Annotated in this window: 10 protein-coding genes; 8 read left to right on the top strand and 2 right to left on the bottom strand. The window is 60.6% G+C overall.

Going from position 1 to position 14,819, the window contains the following annotated elements; genetic code table 11:
* Positions 1-187: 187 nt before the first annotated feature.
* Positions 188-2,500 carry an NADP-dependent malic enzyme gene (locus ACSAMQ_RS06730; protein ID WP_435394920.1) on the top strand — a complete coding sequence of 771 codons (2,313 nt, stop codon included), beginning with the start codon at positions 188-190 and terminating at the stop codon, positions 2,498-2,500.
* 494 nt (positions 2,501-2,994) lie between these two features.
* On the opposite strand, the gene ACSAMQ_RS06725 is transcribed toward ACSAMQ_RS06730, so the two are convergent.
* Complete coding sequence (locus ACSAMQ_RS06725) at positions 2,995-3,903, bottom strand: LysR family transcriptional regulator (protein WP_435394919.1); 909 nt, start codon at positions 3,901-3,903, stop codon at positions 2,995-2,997.
* An 83-nt stretch (positions 3,904-3,986) separates the two neighbouring features.
* On the opposite strand from ACSAMQ_RS06725, the gene ACSAMQ_RS06720 reads away from it, so the two are divergent.
* Together ACSAMQ_RS06720 and ACSAMQ_RS06715 are read left to right on the top strand one after the other, a co-directional pair.
* The gene (locus tag ACSAMQ_RS06720) at positions 3,987-4,601 is read left to right on the top strand and encodes a glutathione binding-like protein (protein ID WP_435394918.1); all 615 of its coding nucleotides are present in this window, start codon (positions 3,987-3,989) and stop codon (positions 4,599-4,601) included.
* Positions 4,598-4,942 (top strand): DMT family transporter, encoded by a 345-nt coding sequence (locus ACSAMQ_RS06715; protein ID WP_435394917.1) that lies wholly within the window; start codon positions 4,598-4,600, stop codon positions 4,940-4,942. The genes ACSAMQ_RS06720 and ACSAMQ_RS06715 overlap by 4 nt, the downstream gene beginning before the upstream one ends.
* Before the next feature lie 269 nt (positions 4,943-5,211).
* Here ACSAMQ_RS06715 and ACSAMQ_RS06710 read toward each other — a convergent pair whose 3' ends face one another.
* The gene (locus ACSAMQ_RS06710; protein WP_435394916.1) at positions 5,212-5,754 is read right to left on the bottom strand and encodes an REP-associated tyrosine transposase; all 543 of its coding nucleotides are present in this window, start codon (positions 5,752-5,754) and stop codon (positions 5,212-5,214) included.
* A gap of 1,016 nt (positions 5,755-6,770) precedes the next feature.
* Here ACSAMQ_RS06710 and aceE point away from each other — a divergent pair.
* The 5 genes from aceE to ACSAMQ_RS06685 all read left to right on the top strand — a co-directional run bounded on the left by aceE (position 6,771) and on the right by ACSAMQ_RS06685 (position 14,547).
* Positions 6,771-9,476: a pyruvate dehydrogenase (acetyl-transferring), homodimeric type gene (aceE, locus tag ACSAMQ_RS06705; RefSeq protein ID WP_435394915.1), complete on the top strand. Its 2,706-nt coding sequence runs from the start codon at positions 6,771-6,773 to the stop codon at positions 9,474-9,476.
* Positions 9,477-9,605: 129 nt separating this feature from the next.
* Entirely contained in the window at positions 9,606-10,415 is an 810-nt protein-coding gene (locus tag ACSAMQ_RS06700) for a DNA adenine methylase (protein ID WP_435394914.1), read from the top strand.
* Entirely contained in the window at positions 10,416-11,678 is a 1,263-nt protein-coding gene (locus ACSAMQ_RS06695) for a metallophosphoesterase family protein (RefSeq protein ID WP_435394913.1), read from the top strand.
* Entirely contained in the window at positions 11,675-13,597 is a 1,923-nt protein-coding gene (locus ACSAMQ_RS06690) for an ORC-CDC6 family AAA ATPase (RefSeq protein ID WP_435394912.1), read from the top strand. Before ACSAMQ_RS06695 ends, ACSAMQ_RS06690 begins: the two co-directional genes overlap by 4 nt.
* A complete protein-coding gene (locus tag ACSAMQ_RS06685; RefSeq protein ID WP_435394911.1) occupies positions 13,594-14,547 on the top strand; it encodes a hypothetical protein in 954 nt (317 codons plus the stop codon). The genes ACSAMQ_RS06690 and ACSAMQ_RS06685 overlap by 4 nt, the downstream gene beginning before the upstream one ends.
* The last annotated feature ends 272 nt before the right edge of the window (positions 14,548-14,819 follow it).

The raw sequence follows: 14,819 nt of genomic DNA, 5'->3' as shown, positions 1-14,819 counted from the left end.
GTTCGGCGCCCGGCCGCGCCGCCGGCCCGGGCCTGCGCCGGCTTCGGCAAAGCGCCCGCGCCCGGCGGCGGGTACAACTCCAAAGTACTAAGGCTTTCGCCACCGCGGTCGCGCGAATCCGCCTCGGCGATCCTTTAGACTGCAAGTCCACCTTTCCTCGCGCCCTTGCCACGGCAGCCATTCCCTGATGTCCGACAACGATCTGAAAACCGCCGCGCTCGACTACCACCGCCTCAGCCCGCCGGGCAAGATCAAGGTCACCGCGACCAAGCCGATGGTCACCCAGCGCGACCTCGCCTTGGCCTACTCGCCGGGCGTGGCCTACGCCTGCGAGGCCATCGTCGAAGACCCCAACGCCGCCAGCGAGCTCACCGCCCGCGGCAACCTCGTCGCGGTGATCAGCAACGGCACCGCCGTGCTCGGCCTGGGCGACATCGGCCCGCTGGCCGGCAAGCCGGTCATGGAAGGCAAGGGCGTGCTGTTCCAGAAGTTCGCCGGCATCGACGTGTTCGACATCGAGATCGACGAGCGCGACCCCGACAAGCTGGTCGACATCATCGCCTCGCTGGAGCCGACCTTCGGCGGCATCAACCTCGAAGACATCAAGGCCCCGGAGTGCTTCATCGTCGAGCGCAAGCTGCGCGAGCGCATGAAGATCCCGGTCTTCCACGACGACCAGCACGGCACCGCGATCATCGTCGGCGCCGCGGTGTTCAACGCTTTGGAAGTGGTCGGCAAGAAGATCGAGGACGTCAAGCTCGCCACCAGCGGCGCCGGCGCGGCCGGCATCGCCTGCCTCGACATGCTGGTCGCCCTGGGCATGAAGCCGGAGAACATCCTCGCGGTCGATCGCGATGGCGTGCTCTACACCGGCCGTCCCAACCTCGACCCGGACAAGGCCCGCTACGCCCGCGACACCGACAAGCGCACCCTGGCCGACATCGTCGCCGGCGCCGACGTGTTCCTCGGCCTGTCGGCCGGCGGCGTGCTCAAGCCCGAGATGGTCGCGACCATGGCCGCCAAGCCGATCATCCTGGCGCTGGCCAATCCCTACCCGGAAATCCTGCCCGAAGACGCCAAGGCCGTGCGTCCGGACTGCATCATCGCGACCGGCCGTTCGGATTACCCGAACCAGGTCAACAACGCGCTGTGCTTCCCGTACATCTTCCGGGGCGCGCTCGATGTCGGCGCGACCGTCATCAACGAAGAAATGAAGCTGGCTTGCGTGCGCGCGATCGCCCAATTGGCGCGCATGGAGTCCTCCGACCTCGGCAGCGCCTACGGCGGCGAAGTGCCGACCTTCGGCGCCGAGTACCTGATCCCGCGCCCGTTCGACCCGCGCCTGCTGGTGATGCTGGCCCCGGCCGTGGCCAAGGCGGCCATGGATTCCGGCGTCGCCGCGCGCCCGATCGTCGACATGGACGCGTACGAGGAAAAGCTCAGCCAGTACATCTACCGCACCGGCCTGCTGATGAAGCCGGTGTACGACCGCGCCCGCGCCGACCGCAAGCGCGTGGTCTATGCCGAAGGCGAGGAAGAAACCGTGCTGCGCGCGGTGCAGACGGTGATCGACGAAGAACTGGCGCACCCGATCCTGATCGGCCGCCCCGACGTCATCGAGACCCGCATCCAGCGCCTCGGCCTGCGCATGCGCGAAGGCGTGGACTTCGAGTTGACCAACATCAACGACGATCCGCGCTTCAACGACTACTGGCAGCAGTACCACGCCCTGACCGAACGCCGCGGCGTGACCCCGGCGGCGGCGAAGAACCTGCTGCGTTCGCGCCCCACCTTGATCGCTGCCCTCATGGTCGAGCGCGGCGAAGCCGACGCGATGATCTCCGGGCTGGTCGGCCGCTTCCACAAGAAGCTCGGCTACATGCGCAGCATCTTCGACTTCGACCCCGGCGTTTCGGGCACCTCGGCGATGACCGGCGTGATCAACGACCAGGGCGCCTGGTTCTTCCTCGACACCCATGTGCAGGTCGACCCGACCGCCGAGCAGATCGCCGAAGCGACCCTGCAGGCGACCTATCGCCTGAAGCTGTTCGGCATCGAGCCGAAGGTCGCGTTGCTGTCGCATTCCAACTACGGCAGCCACGACAACCCGTCGGCGGCGAAGATGCGCAAGGTCCGCCAGATCATCAAGCAGCGCCAGCCCAAGCTCGAGATGGACGGCGAAATGCAGGCCGACACCGCCTGGGACGACGCACTGCGCCAGCGCATCTTCCCGAACGCGACCCTGCACGGCCGCGCCAACCTGTTCGTGCTGCCGAACCTCGACGCCGCCAACATCACCTACAACATGGTGCGGGTGATGACCGATGGCGTGGCCATCGGCCCGATCCTGATGGGCCTGGACAAGCCGGCGCACATCCTGACCCCGGCCTCGACCCCGCGCCGCGTCGTCAACATGACTGCGATCGCCGCGGTCGACGCCCAGATCCGCGCCTCGCGCGATTCCGAGCGCAAAGGCCTGGGCGAAATCGGCGGCACCTGAGCCGCTGGCTCACGGCGATGGCCGGCTGCGTCGATGACGCGGCCGGCGTTCGGACGTCGCCGTTTGTGTCGCCATTGCAAGGTCGCGGTCGCGACACCTAGATGCCGCGGTTTGCACCGTAGCCGCAGATTCGCGGTCGCGACTTACGTCGCTCCTACAGGGAAGCGCAACGTCGCCGTATTTCCCTGCTAACCCGATGCTGTTCTCCCCCTTTGGAAAGGGAGGCAGGGGGATTTGCTTCAGCGCTCCGTTTGCGTCGGCGATTGATTGGCGCGGTCGCGGCTCGCGCCGCTCCTACCCCAAAGCCGCGCCAGCAAAGGGTAGGAGCGGCGCAAGCCGCGACCGCGATGCCGAACGCTTGCGGCGCAACATTCAGTGCGCGCGTAGCCCCACGAAACCTGCGCCAGCATCCAACCCCGATCACGCCGCATCAAAGCCCCTCTCCCGTCCACGGGCAAGGGGTTGGGGTGAAGGCCAAACGCCGATCAACCGCCTCAATCCAGCGCCACCTCACCCGGCAACCACTGCAAAGCAAACTCCCGCAACAGCTTCACCTTCGCCGAGCGCCGCAGATCCGGATGGGTCGCGAACCACAGGTCCGCGCGCACCTGCGGCAACGGCGCAGAAATCCGCCGCACACCCGGCGACGCGTCGGCCAGATAACACGGCAACAGCGCCCGCCCCAATCCGGCCTCGCAGGCCGCCAACGCCGCCGGCAAGGTATTGACCCGCATCGCGATGCGCTCGGCCGGCACCCGGTCGCTCAACCACTGCGCCGACGACAGATGCGCCAGGCTTTCGTCCAGCGCGATCCAATCGCCCTGCGCCAGCGCTGCTTCGTCGAGCGTCGTCTTGCCACGGCCACCGCCGCGTCCGCCGCCGCGTCCGGCCGACTCATAGGCCGCGATCGAAATCGTCGCGACCTTGCGCGACGACAAACCTTCCGGCGGCAACACGCTCGCCCGCAACGCCACATCGGCATCCTGCTGCTGCAGGGTCAGGAACGCATTAGCCACGACCAGGTCGCAACGCAGCCCCGGCTGTTCGACACGAAACGCCGCGCACATCCGCGCCGCGACCGGCGCCAAGGTGTCCGGCAGGGTGATGCGAATCCGCCCCTCGGTGCGCGCATCGCGCCCGGCGAGTTCGCGCTGCAGGCGCTCGGTTTCGGCGAGCACGCGCTGCGCGCTGGCGATGGTCAGCTCGCCGGCGTCGGTCGGCGTATAACCGCGCCGGCTCCGGCGGAAGAGCGCTGCGCCGACCCGCGCCTCGACCGCGGCGAGGCGCCGGAACGCACTCGAATGGTCCAGTCCCAAGGCCTTCGCCGCACCGGTCAGGCTGCCGTGCGCACCGATCGCGCGCACCAGCTCCAGGTCGTCCAGGCTCAGTCGTTCGTGTCGCATCTGCAAGCAATCCTTGTCGGTTCGCCGTGTTGGCGCGGCGTCGGGGTGCGCGGAAAGTATCGGCTTCCCGACTGGAGTACGCCATGAAGCTCTACTACGCCCCCGGCACCTGCTCGTTCGCCCCGCACATCGTCCTGCGCGAACTCGGCCTCGATGCCGAACTGCGCCGCGTCCGCCTCGGCGCCGAACCGCTGGTCGTCGCCGAAGGCCGCGACTTCCGCGAACTCAACCCGCTCGGCTACGTGCCGGTGCTCGAACTCGACGACGGCCGCGTGCTGACCGAAGGCGCGGCGATGCTGCTGCACCTGGCCGAGCTGAAACCCGAAGCCGGCCTCGCTCCAGCCGTCGGCACCGCCGAGCGCGACGAACTGCACCGCTGGTTGATCTTCATCAGCTCCGAACTGCACAAGACCTTCAGCCCCTGGCTGTTCCACCCCGAGTACGGCCAGCAGGCGGCCGACGTCGCACGCGAACGCCTGGCCAAGCGTCTGGCCGTGGTCGAACGCCACCTGGCCGACCGCGACTACCTGCTCGGCGAGCGTTTCAGCATCGCCGATGCGTATCTGTTCACCATCGTCGACTGGGTGCGCCCGCTGAAGATCGCGCTCGACCCGTATCCGGCCCTGGCCGCTTACCTCGAACGCGTGCGTGCCCGCGACAGCGTCGCCGAAGCCTTGCGCCGCGAGAAAGCGCCATGATCGGCGAGGCCATCAAACCCTCCGTCGCCTGGACCATGCTGATCGCCGCCGGCCTGATCGACGTGGCCTGGGCGCTGACCATGAAGCTGTCGCAGGGCTACACCAAGCCTGGCTGGACCGCGGCCTCGGTGATCGCCCTGATCGCCTTCGTCTGGCTGCTCGGCCGCGCCCTGACCGCCTTGCCGGTCGGCAGCGCCTACGCCGTATGGACCGGTATCGGCGCCGCCGGCACCGTCCTGCTCGGCTCGATCCTGTTCGGCGAAGCGATCACCCCGTTGCGCCTGGGCGGCGTGGCCTTGATCGTTGCCGGCATCGTGGTGTTGCGTAGCGCGCCGGGGTGAGGGTCTGGCGTCGAAGTGGCGCATCGTCGCCGATGATTGCGCGGCTGCTTGGACATGGCGGTCGCGGCTCGCGCCGCTCCTACCCCAAAGCCGACCAAGCAAAGGGTAGGAGCGGCGCAAGCCGCGACCGCGAATCCACACCTGCCAGGTCCGGTCAGAACCGGCATTCCGTCAGCCATAACGGCTTCAAGGGTAGGAGCGGCGCAAGCCGCGACCGCGAACCATCAACCACCACGATGCGCGCAGAACCTGCGCATCACCGCCACAACTCACCCCAGCCATAACCCAGCATCCCCATCGCCTTCATCGGCTCCAACACCTGCGTCACCGCTCCACACCGCGCCCCAATGCGGATACGCCCGCACGTCGTCCACTAACCCCGCCCGCACCGGGTTCATCACCACGTACCGCGCCGCGTCGATCAGCGACTCCTCCCGCCGGAGCGCATGGTCGTGATACGCCTGCGCCCACACCGCATCCAACACAGGCAGTCCGTACATCGCCGCCCGCACCCGTCGCGAGGCGCAGCATTTCAATTGGCGAACCAAGGCCGGCAACGAATCCCTCGGCCCCAGTTCGACCAACCCGTGCCAGTGGTCCGGCATCAACACCCAGGCCAACAAGGTCGATCGCTCCCATGAACGCCGATCGAGCAAGGCCGCGATCGCGCACCGCGCCAGTTCCGCATCGGCGAACAGAGCGCGCCGCTGCGCCGTGGTGAACGTGACCAAATACACGTGGTGGGCTTCCGACACCCGGCCCCGCCGCAGAGCCGCGTGACCGGGAGCCTTCGGGAGAGATCGATCTAGCATGCAGGCAGGTTCGCCGCAGGCCCCGAATGAGCCCATCGGGGAACCGACACGCCGCGTGTCGGGATTCGTCCCGCCCCCGTGTCGCGGCTCGCGCCGCTCCTACCCAAAACCCGCGCCGCAAAGGGGTAGGAGCGGCGCAAGCCGCGACCACGCCAACGCACAAGCCCGCGAACCCGCCAATGCCGACATGCCGGCCGTCGAAGAGCCGCCGCCATCCCAGGCCATCGCCGCCACCCACATCCCGCGATCGCGGCTCGCGCCGCTCCTACCCAAAACCCGCGCAGCAAAGGGTAGGAGCGGCGCAAGCCGCGACCTCGCCATCGCATCAGCCGGCGAACCCCACCGATGCCGACATACCGGCCGTCGAAGAGCCGTTGCCCTCCCAGGCCATCGCCGCCGCTCACCCCGGCGGTCGCGGCTCGCGCCGCTCCTACCCAAAACCCGCGCAGCAAAGGGTAGGAGCGGCGCAAGCCGCGACCGCGCCGCCGCATAAACCGGCGAAACCCGCCAATAGCCGACAAACCGACCGGCCGATCCAGAACCGTCGCCACCCAAGCCGTCGCCGCCACGGACAACCCCTCGGTCGCGGCTCGCGCCGCTCCTACCCAAAACCCGCGCAGCAAAGGGTAGGAGCGGCGCAAGCCGCGACCGCGCCATCGCATCAGCCGGCGAACCCCACCGATGCCGACATACCGGCCGTCGAAGAGCCGTTGCCCTCCCAGGCCATCGCCGCCGCTCACCCCCTCGGTCGCGGCTCGCGCCGCTCCTACCCTAAGAGCGGTGCAGCAAAGGGGCGCCCACCCCCAACCACACGCCCGCGTATCCCAACGCCACCCCATCCACGACCCGCCAACCCGCCCAAACCGACCCGCCACCCCAAGCACACCCCTAGCCAAAACGGACTATTCCACCCTTTACAGCCGCCACCGCAAGTCGTAACCCCGTCACCGTTTGTTAGACTCGGTGCTCTAATCCGTCCCCCACCTTTGAGGCGCGGCCACGGGGCCGCGAGATCGATGAATCAGCCGCTTGCCAGCTCTTTGCACGACCTGCTCCAGAACGACCCCGATCCGACCGAAACCCAGGAGTGGGTCGAGTCCGTACAGGCCGTCATCGCCCGCGACGGTGCCGAGCGCGCGCACCAGCTGCTCGAAGGCATGGTCGAAGTCACGCGCCGCGCCGGCGCGCACCTGCCGTTCCAGCCCACCACCGAATACATCAACACCATCCCGCCGCACCTGGAGGCCAAGAGCCCCGGCGACGCCGCGATGGAATGGCGGATCCGCTCGCTGATCCGCTGGAACGCCATGGCCATGGTCGTGCGCGCCAACCGCAAGCCCGGCGACCTCGGCGGCCACATCGCCAGCTTCGCCTCGGCGGCCACCCTGTACGACGTCGGCTTCAACCACTTCTGGCGCGGCCCCGAAGGCGACCACCCCGGCGACCTCATCGGCGTCCAGGGCCACAGCTCGCCCGGCATCTACGCGCGCTCCTTCCTCGAAGGCCGGCTGAGCGAATCGCAGCTCGACAACTTCCGCATGGAGGTCGACGGCCGCGGCGTCAGCTCCTACCCGCACCCCTGGCTGATGCCGGACTACTGGCAGGTGCCGACGGTGTCGATGGGCCTGGGCCCGATCAGCGCCATCTACCAGGCGCGCAACTGGAAATACCTGGAAGGCCGCGGCCTGATGCCGAAGTCCGACCGCAAGGTCTGGGCCTTCCTCGGCGACGGCGAGACCGACGAGCCCGAATCGCTCGGCGCCATCTCGGTGGCCGGCCGCGAAGGCCTCGACAACCTGGTCTTCGTCATCAACTGCAACCTGCAGCGCCTCGACGGCCCGGTGCGCGGCAACGGCAAGATCATCCAGGAGCTGGAAGGCCAGTTCCGCGGCGCCGGCTGGAACGTCATCAAGACCGTCTGGGGCAGCTACTGGGACCCGCTGCTCGCGCGCGACACCACCGGCAAGCTGCGCCAGCTGATGATGGAAACCGTCGACGGCGAATACCAGAACTGCAAGGCCTTCGGCGGCAAGTACACCCGCGACAACTTCTTCGGCAAATACCCGGAAACCGCCGCGCTGGTCGCCAACCTGTCCGACGACGACATCTGGCGCCTCAACCGCGGCGGGCACGACCCGCACAAGGTCTACGCCGCCTACCACGAGGCGGTGAACACCAAGGGCATGCCCACCGTGATCCTGGCCAAGACGGTCAAGGGCTACGGCATGGGCGCGTCGGGCGAATCGCTCAACCCGACCCACGGCACCAAGAAGATGGACGATGAAGCCGTCCGCCTGTTCCGCGACCGCTTCAACATCCCGGTCAGCGACGAACAGCTCAAAGACGGCGCCGTGCCGTTCTTCCACCCCGGCGAGAAGTCGCCGGAAGTCGAATACATGCTCGAGCGCCGCAAGGCCCTCGGCGGTTTCCTGCCACAGCGCCGCCGCAAGGCCAGCACCTCGCTCGCCGTGCCGCCGCTCGAAACCTATGACCGCCTGCTCAAGAGCACCGGCGAGCGCGAAATCAGCACCACCATGTCGTTCGTGCAGGCGCTCAACATCGCCCTGCGCGACAAGCAGGTCGGCCCGCGCATCGTGCCCATCGTGGCCGACGAAGCCCGCACCTTCGGCATGGAAGGCCTGTTCCGCCAGCTCGGCATCTACGCCCCGCACGGCCAGAAGTACAAGCCGGTCGACCGCGACCAGCTGATGTACTACCGCGAAGACACCACCGGCCAGGTGCTGGAAGAAGGCATCACCGAAGCCGGCGCGTTCTCGTCGTGGCTGGCGGCAGCCACCAGCTACAGCACCAACGACCTGCAGATGCTGCCGTTCTACATCTATTACTCGATGTTCGGCTTCCAGCGCATCGGCGACAGCGCCTGGCAGGCGGCGGACATGCGCGCGCGCGGCTTCCTGCTGGGCGCCACCGCCGGCCGCACCACCCTCAACGGCGAAGGCCTGCAGCACGAAGACGGCCACAGCATGGTCCAGGCCGGCCTGATCCCGAACTGCCGCAGCTACGACCCGACCTTCAGCTACGAGGTGGTGACCCTGCTCCAGCACGGCATGCAGCGCATGCTGACCGAGCAGCGCGACGAGTACTGGTACCTCACCCTGATGAACGAGAACTACACCCACCCGGACATGCCCGAGGGCAGCGCCGAGGGGATCATCAAGGGCATGTACCTGCTGAAGGACGCCGGCAAGCCGAAGAAGGGCGAGCTGCGCGTGCAGTTGCTCGGCAGCGGCACCATCCTGCGCGAAGCCATCGCCGCGGCCGAACTGCTCGACAAGGACTTCGGCGTCACCGCCGACATTTGGTCCTGCCCGAGCTTCAACGAACTCGCCCGCGACGCCACCGACGCCGAGCGCCACAACCGCCTCAACCCGGAAGCCAAGGCCCCGCGCAAGCCCTACATCACCGAGCTGCTGGAAGGCCGCCAAGGCCCGGCGATCGCCGCGACCGACTACATCCGCATGTACCCGGAACAAGTCCGCGCCTTCGTCCCGATGCGCTACACCGTGCTGGGCACCGACGGCTTCGGCCGCAGCGACACCCGCGCCAACCTGCGTCGCCACTTCGAAGTCGACCGCTACTACATCGCCCACGCGGCCATCGCGGCCTTGGCGGCGGAAGGCAAGATGACCGGCAAGGACGTGGCCCGGGCGATCAAGCAGTACAAGATTGATGTGGAGAAGCCGAATCCGTTGGGGGTGTGAGCCATCAGCCCCACCTACGTGATCGAGCTGATTTCAAATAAATGACGTCTGGCCATCGCGCCAGGCGTCACGCTTGTGTAGGCTTGTTGTGTGTGTTAGCAACAAATTGACCGACAACGGGATTACGGCATGGAACCGAACGCGGTAAGCCGGTCACCGCTACGCTGGGCGGGGAGCAAGAAAAAATTGCTCCCTCATCTGCTGAACTTAGCGCCCAAATCTTTTGGTAGATATATAGAGCCCTTCTGTGGTTCTCTCTGTCTATATGCCGCTCTTAAACCAAAGGCTGCGGTGGTCGGAGACATAAACTCTGATTTGATTCATTTCTATAAGATGATTCGATGGCGGCCCCATGTCGTTGCTCATTTGACGCATGACTTTCCGGGGCGTGCTGATTATTACTATACATTAAGGCAAGAGCTTGGTAGTGAATTTACTGCGGAAGGACGCGCCGCAAGATTTTTGTATTTAAATCGCTATTGTTTTAACGGAGTATACAGAACAAATAAGCAGGGGCGATTTAATGTGGCTCGCGGAGCTCATATGGGCGGTATTCCTTCCTCTGAAGAGCTTGTAAATTTTGGACGAATGCTTCGCTCGGCAGAATTGCTTAATTGTGACTTTGAGTTTCTTGTCGGCAAGGCTAAGGAGAATGACTTCATCTACCTCGATCCACCTTATGCGGGTAGAGGAGTTAGGGATCGTGGTGAGTATGGTGCTACCGCATTTAAAGCAAGTGATTTTGCGAGGCTTACTCAAAGTTTAAATACGGCGTCGCAGAAGAAAGCCAAGGTGTTGTTGTCGTATGCAGATTTGCCAGCCGTGCGAAAGGCATTTAAAGACTGGAACGTGTCTGCCATAAACGTTGCTAGAAATGTAAGCGGATTTGCACGGGGGCGGGCAACAGTAAGCGAGTTGATCGTCAGAAACTACGATTAAATGGACGTTGCTGCGATGGAGCGAAATAAAGTACGACTTGCTGTCGTTTCCGATCTGCATTACACCCAGTTTCCTGGTAGTCATTGCCGACCCGCCGCGGCTACGCAGGGGGTTGAGTATGATCCAATATCTGCCTTGATAGACTATATTAAGAGCAAGCGGGGTCATCCAGACGAATGGGCTGCGGATTATCTTCTTTGTCCTGGGGATATAACGGATAAAGCGTCTGTCGCTGGATTTAAAGAAGGATGGTCAAAGTTAATTCTGCTCAAAGAATGCTTGGGTGCAGAGCACTTGCTAGCATCGACTGGAAATCACGAAGTTGATTCGAGAGCCAATGAAACTCACGACGGCTACGGCAATGTGGAAGCTGAGTTAGATCCGTTGAAACATTTGCAGGAATGTCCTGACTACCCCAGTTCTATATGGAACGGATTGGACAGGCAATGGGTCTATTGGGGTAGGGGGTATGAATTTATAGATACAGGAAGTGTGCTTTTTCTTCTTATAAATTCGAGCCACTATCATCAAACCACAAGAAAAAATGAGTTTGAGCGGGGGCGGATAGGGGATCTCGGCATTGATCTGCTTCGGGCTGAAATAGAAGAAAAAGTAAATAGCTCCCGCGCTTCGGCCTTTGTGGTTTTGCTTCATCATCATCCAGTTAATCATGAGAATCTCGACATCAGCCTCGGGCGAATTGAGATGACTAATGGCGCCCGTCTAATCGAGGTTCTGGCCGAATCTGGTGTGTCTTGGTTGATCGTTCATGGCCATAAGCACCACGGAAGAGTTTTGTTGACCCAGGGTAGTGGTTGCCAGTCTGTTGTTATCGCAGCAGGGAGCGCTGGCGCCCTGCTTTCTGGGAAGCACGGAATTAATTGCCGGCTTCAAGCTTATCTAATTGAAATTGACAGCGAAGGGGCGTCAATCTCACCTTCATTGAAAGGGCACATCAGAGCCCTGTCTTGGTTCGATAATCAATGGCAGCCAGCCTTTTCAAATAATCACGGAATCCCTGATGGAAGCGGATTTTCATTTCCTGCGATATCTATCGATGGTTTAGTGCATTCGATTTTAGGTGTTTTGAATAAACAGCCGGGGCGAAATTTCGTAACCTGGGATGAGCTCAGAGTGGAGTTGCCCAGTTTGCGGTATTTAATGCCTGGGCAGCTAAGGCATCTAAAAGCAGCGCTCGAGAAGGCTTCGGTAAGAACAACCTGGCCGGACGCGCATTATTTTCCGAAAGAGATTTCGCTATGAGCACATGGCAGGCAGCGGTTAGCGGAAATGTATTCAATGCTAGAGATCTGAGATCTCAAGATGTCGCCGGCCGATTTGTAGTTCCCGCCGCTTTTGCCAACCTATTGGAAGATTATCACTGTGTGCTCGAAGGGCCTCGCGGTAGCGGAAAGACAACGTTGCTGCGTATGCTTACTCCCGAGGCATTTGCAATCTGGCGAGAAAGTGAGGCTGGTAACTCGCTTAACTTTATCGGAGTTTTCGTGCCTGCTGATGTGCGGTGGGCTAAACAGCTTGAGACGAAGCTAGATGGCGTAGACAATGCTGCGTTAAGAAAGAATTTGATGGAAGCGGCTTTCTCTGTTGCCACTAGTCTTGCACTATTGCAGACACTAGAAAGCTGTGCTGCTGGCTACCCTCGATTTGGCGAACGGCATCCAAATATATTTTTTCCAATAGATAGAGATCGGGAAGTTTTGGTTGTTAAAGCATTAGCTGCCATTTGGAATATTAAAGTTGATGTTCCTTCATTCTTTGGTCTTAAGTTAGCGCTAAGAGTTAGGCAGCATCATATTGGTGCATTGAGTTTTAGCTTTGCAAATGAAAAAGTTAAGTCCAATCTTTCTGCCGAGGATGCATTCGTAAGTAGTTCTTGGCTTGAGAACATCGTTACTGCTGTTGAAACGATAAATGAAGTTGTCGGCAGGCATGATCAACGTTGGGCAATTTTGCTTGATGAACTTGAAATAGTTCCTCAAGAGATCCTTGAGACGATAGTTCAAGCATTTCGATCGACATCGCCTCTAATAAAGCTGAAGCTCGCACTTAGTCCAACTGGAACTGATTTAATATCCAATGGAGATAGCGCGGCGCCAACTCCAAATAATGATTATCGGCCCGTACAATTGTGGTATGAGCGGCGGGAGGACGCGCGAGCGTTCTCTGAGCGGCTTTTTCATGAGGCTCTTAAGCGATTCGGTGTGCTCGGAGACCAGGATGATCTCATGTCAATTTTTGGGCCTAACTTGATCGGAGGCTCTGAAGACGATGAGCCTGAAGAAGATCTTTCTATTTCGCTAGCAGCTAAGCGAGAAAGAATTGAAGCTTTTAAGAGCTTGTATAAAAAAGATGAATCATTTAAGCGCATTCTGGATAAGAAAGGTATAGATCCTACAAGTCCGCCCATATCTGATTCGTCGCCTAATGGAACCTTCGTTCGCAAGATCACGCCATTAGTTTGTCTCCGGGATCGAGAGATTGAAAGCTTCACAGACGAGAAGGGGGTCCGTAAAAAGGGTGGACGCAGAGGGCAGGATGCATACCTGGGTTACCCGAATCTGATCGATCTGGCCGAGGGGAATCCTCGCTGGGTTCTTACGATGGCTGACTTGCTTTACTCAACTAGCAAGCAACGGGGTCAGAGTATTTCCGCACAAGGTGTTCACTCGATCGTAATCAGCGACTTCGTTGATCAATTCATATCAAAGTTGATGGTTTATCCGACCGGCAAAATATCTATTGGAAAGAACTGGACGTTGATGCGGTTCGTTAACGCGCTCGGAAAGTGTCTTGCTGAGTCTCTATATGGGCAGGATTTTAATTCCGATCCCGCTATGTCTTTTTATATCGATAAGCGGGCTCTAGGTCAGTACGCAGAGTACATCCGGTTATGTATAGACCTTGGTGTATTAGTGATTATTCGGGCGGGCTCGGTTGCACCGCTAGCTGGCGCAACTGGCGGAAACTCTCTCGAAGACGCGAGAGTTCGGATTAGCTATCGCTTAGCTCCTGAGTTTCGATTGCCACTTCGTTCTACGAAGGAGCGTTCAATTAGCGGAGCACTAAAAGGCGGCGGTTTGCTCGAGTCAGAGCAATCGCTCCTTGTTTCTCTGGACTCACCCCACATTATGTTTGAAAACCCACAGCGGAAGTTGCTATGAGTTATTCCGTATCCGGTTTTGAAGACACGCAGCTGTCTGGTCAAGAGAGATTTGATCTCATGATCTTTGCCGTTACAGGCGAGACTCGCGGCTGGACAATTCCAGAAATGTTTTTGTCGAGCAACGCTGCGGCATGGGTGCTCGCCCGCCACAATAAGAATTTGGCGGCTGATCGACTAGATAAACAAATTGAGGCGCGGCTGCCAAGCTTTACCGTATTGCGAGAGGGCGCCGTTAAGGAAAGTCTGGATGGTTTTATCGCAGCTAGGAAATCCTCAACGCTGAAAGTATTCATCGATGTAACGTGCATGCCTCGCGTGGACATGGGCATGATCTTTCAAGAGATTCGCGCCGCTGCCGCACGCAATGCGCTGGATTTAGATATTACTGTCGGCTATGTTTTAGGTGAATTTAGTCCGCCACCAGTTGATCTTCAGTTTAATGAATACATCCGCCCTATAACACCCAGTTTTGCTGGATGGCCAGTTTTGGCGTCTGCTCCAACGACTCTCGTTGTGGGATTGGGATACGAGCGGGGCAAGGCTGATGGCGCTTGCGAATATTTTGATTCCAGTGAAAGCTGGATATTTTCTCCTCAGTCGCCGATAGCTGAGTACGATAACGCTGTGTACGAAAATAACCGACAAATTGTAGATCGTTCGTCTCGGCAGGGACGTCTCATTGGTTATCAGGTCGACCGGCCATCGGAAACTTTCGGAAAGCTGGGCGCGTTAATTTCCGATCAGGTCGCGAAAGCGAATCCCGTTATCTTGCCATTTGGGCCAAAAGTTTTTTTTGCCATGAGCCTGCTAATAGCCTTTGTTTATCGAGAAGTGGGTGTTTGGCACGCCACTGGGGATAACGGATTTCCAGAGATTGATCACACTCCATCCGAGCACATAATTTCTTTCTCCGTTCAAATGCAGTACGTGGCGACAGTTGAAGTCTAACTGTGTGTGGTTCGCGATGGATAGTTCACTAGGCTGTGACGGCGGAGTTCGTTTCGTGGTATCTAGGTGTCATTGTAGAGCCGGCTAGGGTATTACGATAATCGTAATTACGATTATCGTAATTGACGCTCAGATTTTTTGTCGTAATCCTTTTGTATATGACCCGCAAATCGGGTTGAAACAAAAGGAGCTGGGAATGACCATAGGTCTACCGCAAGAAACCGCGGCCGTGCGGATAAACCGCTACTAGAAGGCGGTCCATGACGCCGATC

The sequence above is a fragment of the Lysobacter sp. 1R34A genome, assembly GCF_051217035.1.
Classification (GTDB): Bacteria; Pseudomonadota; Gammaproteobacteria; order Xanthomonadales; family Xanthomonadaceae; genus Lysobacter.
Note: the sequence above shows the minus strand (reverse complement) of the source record. Positions and strands in the feature narration are given on the sequence as shown.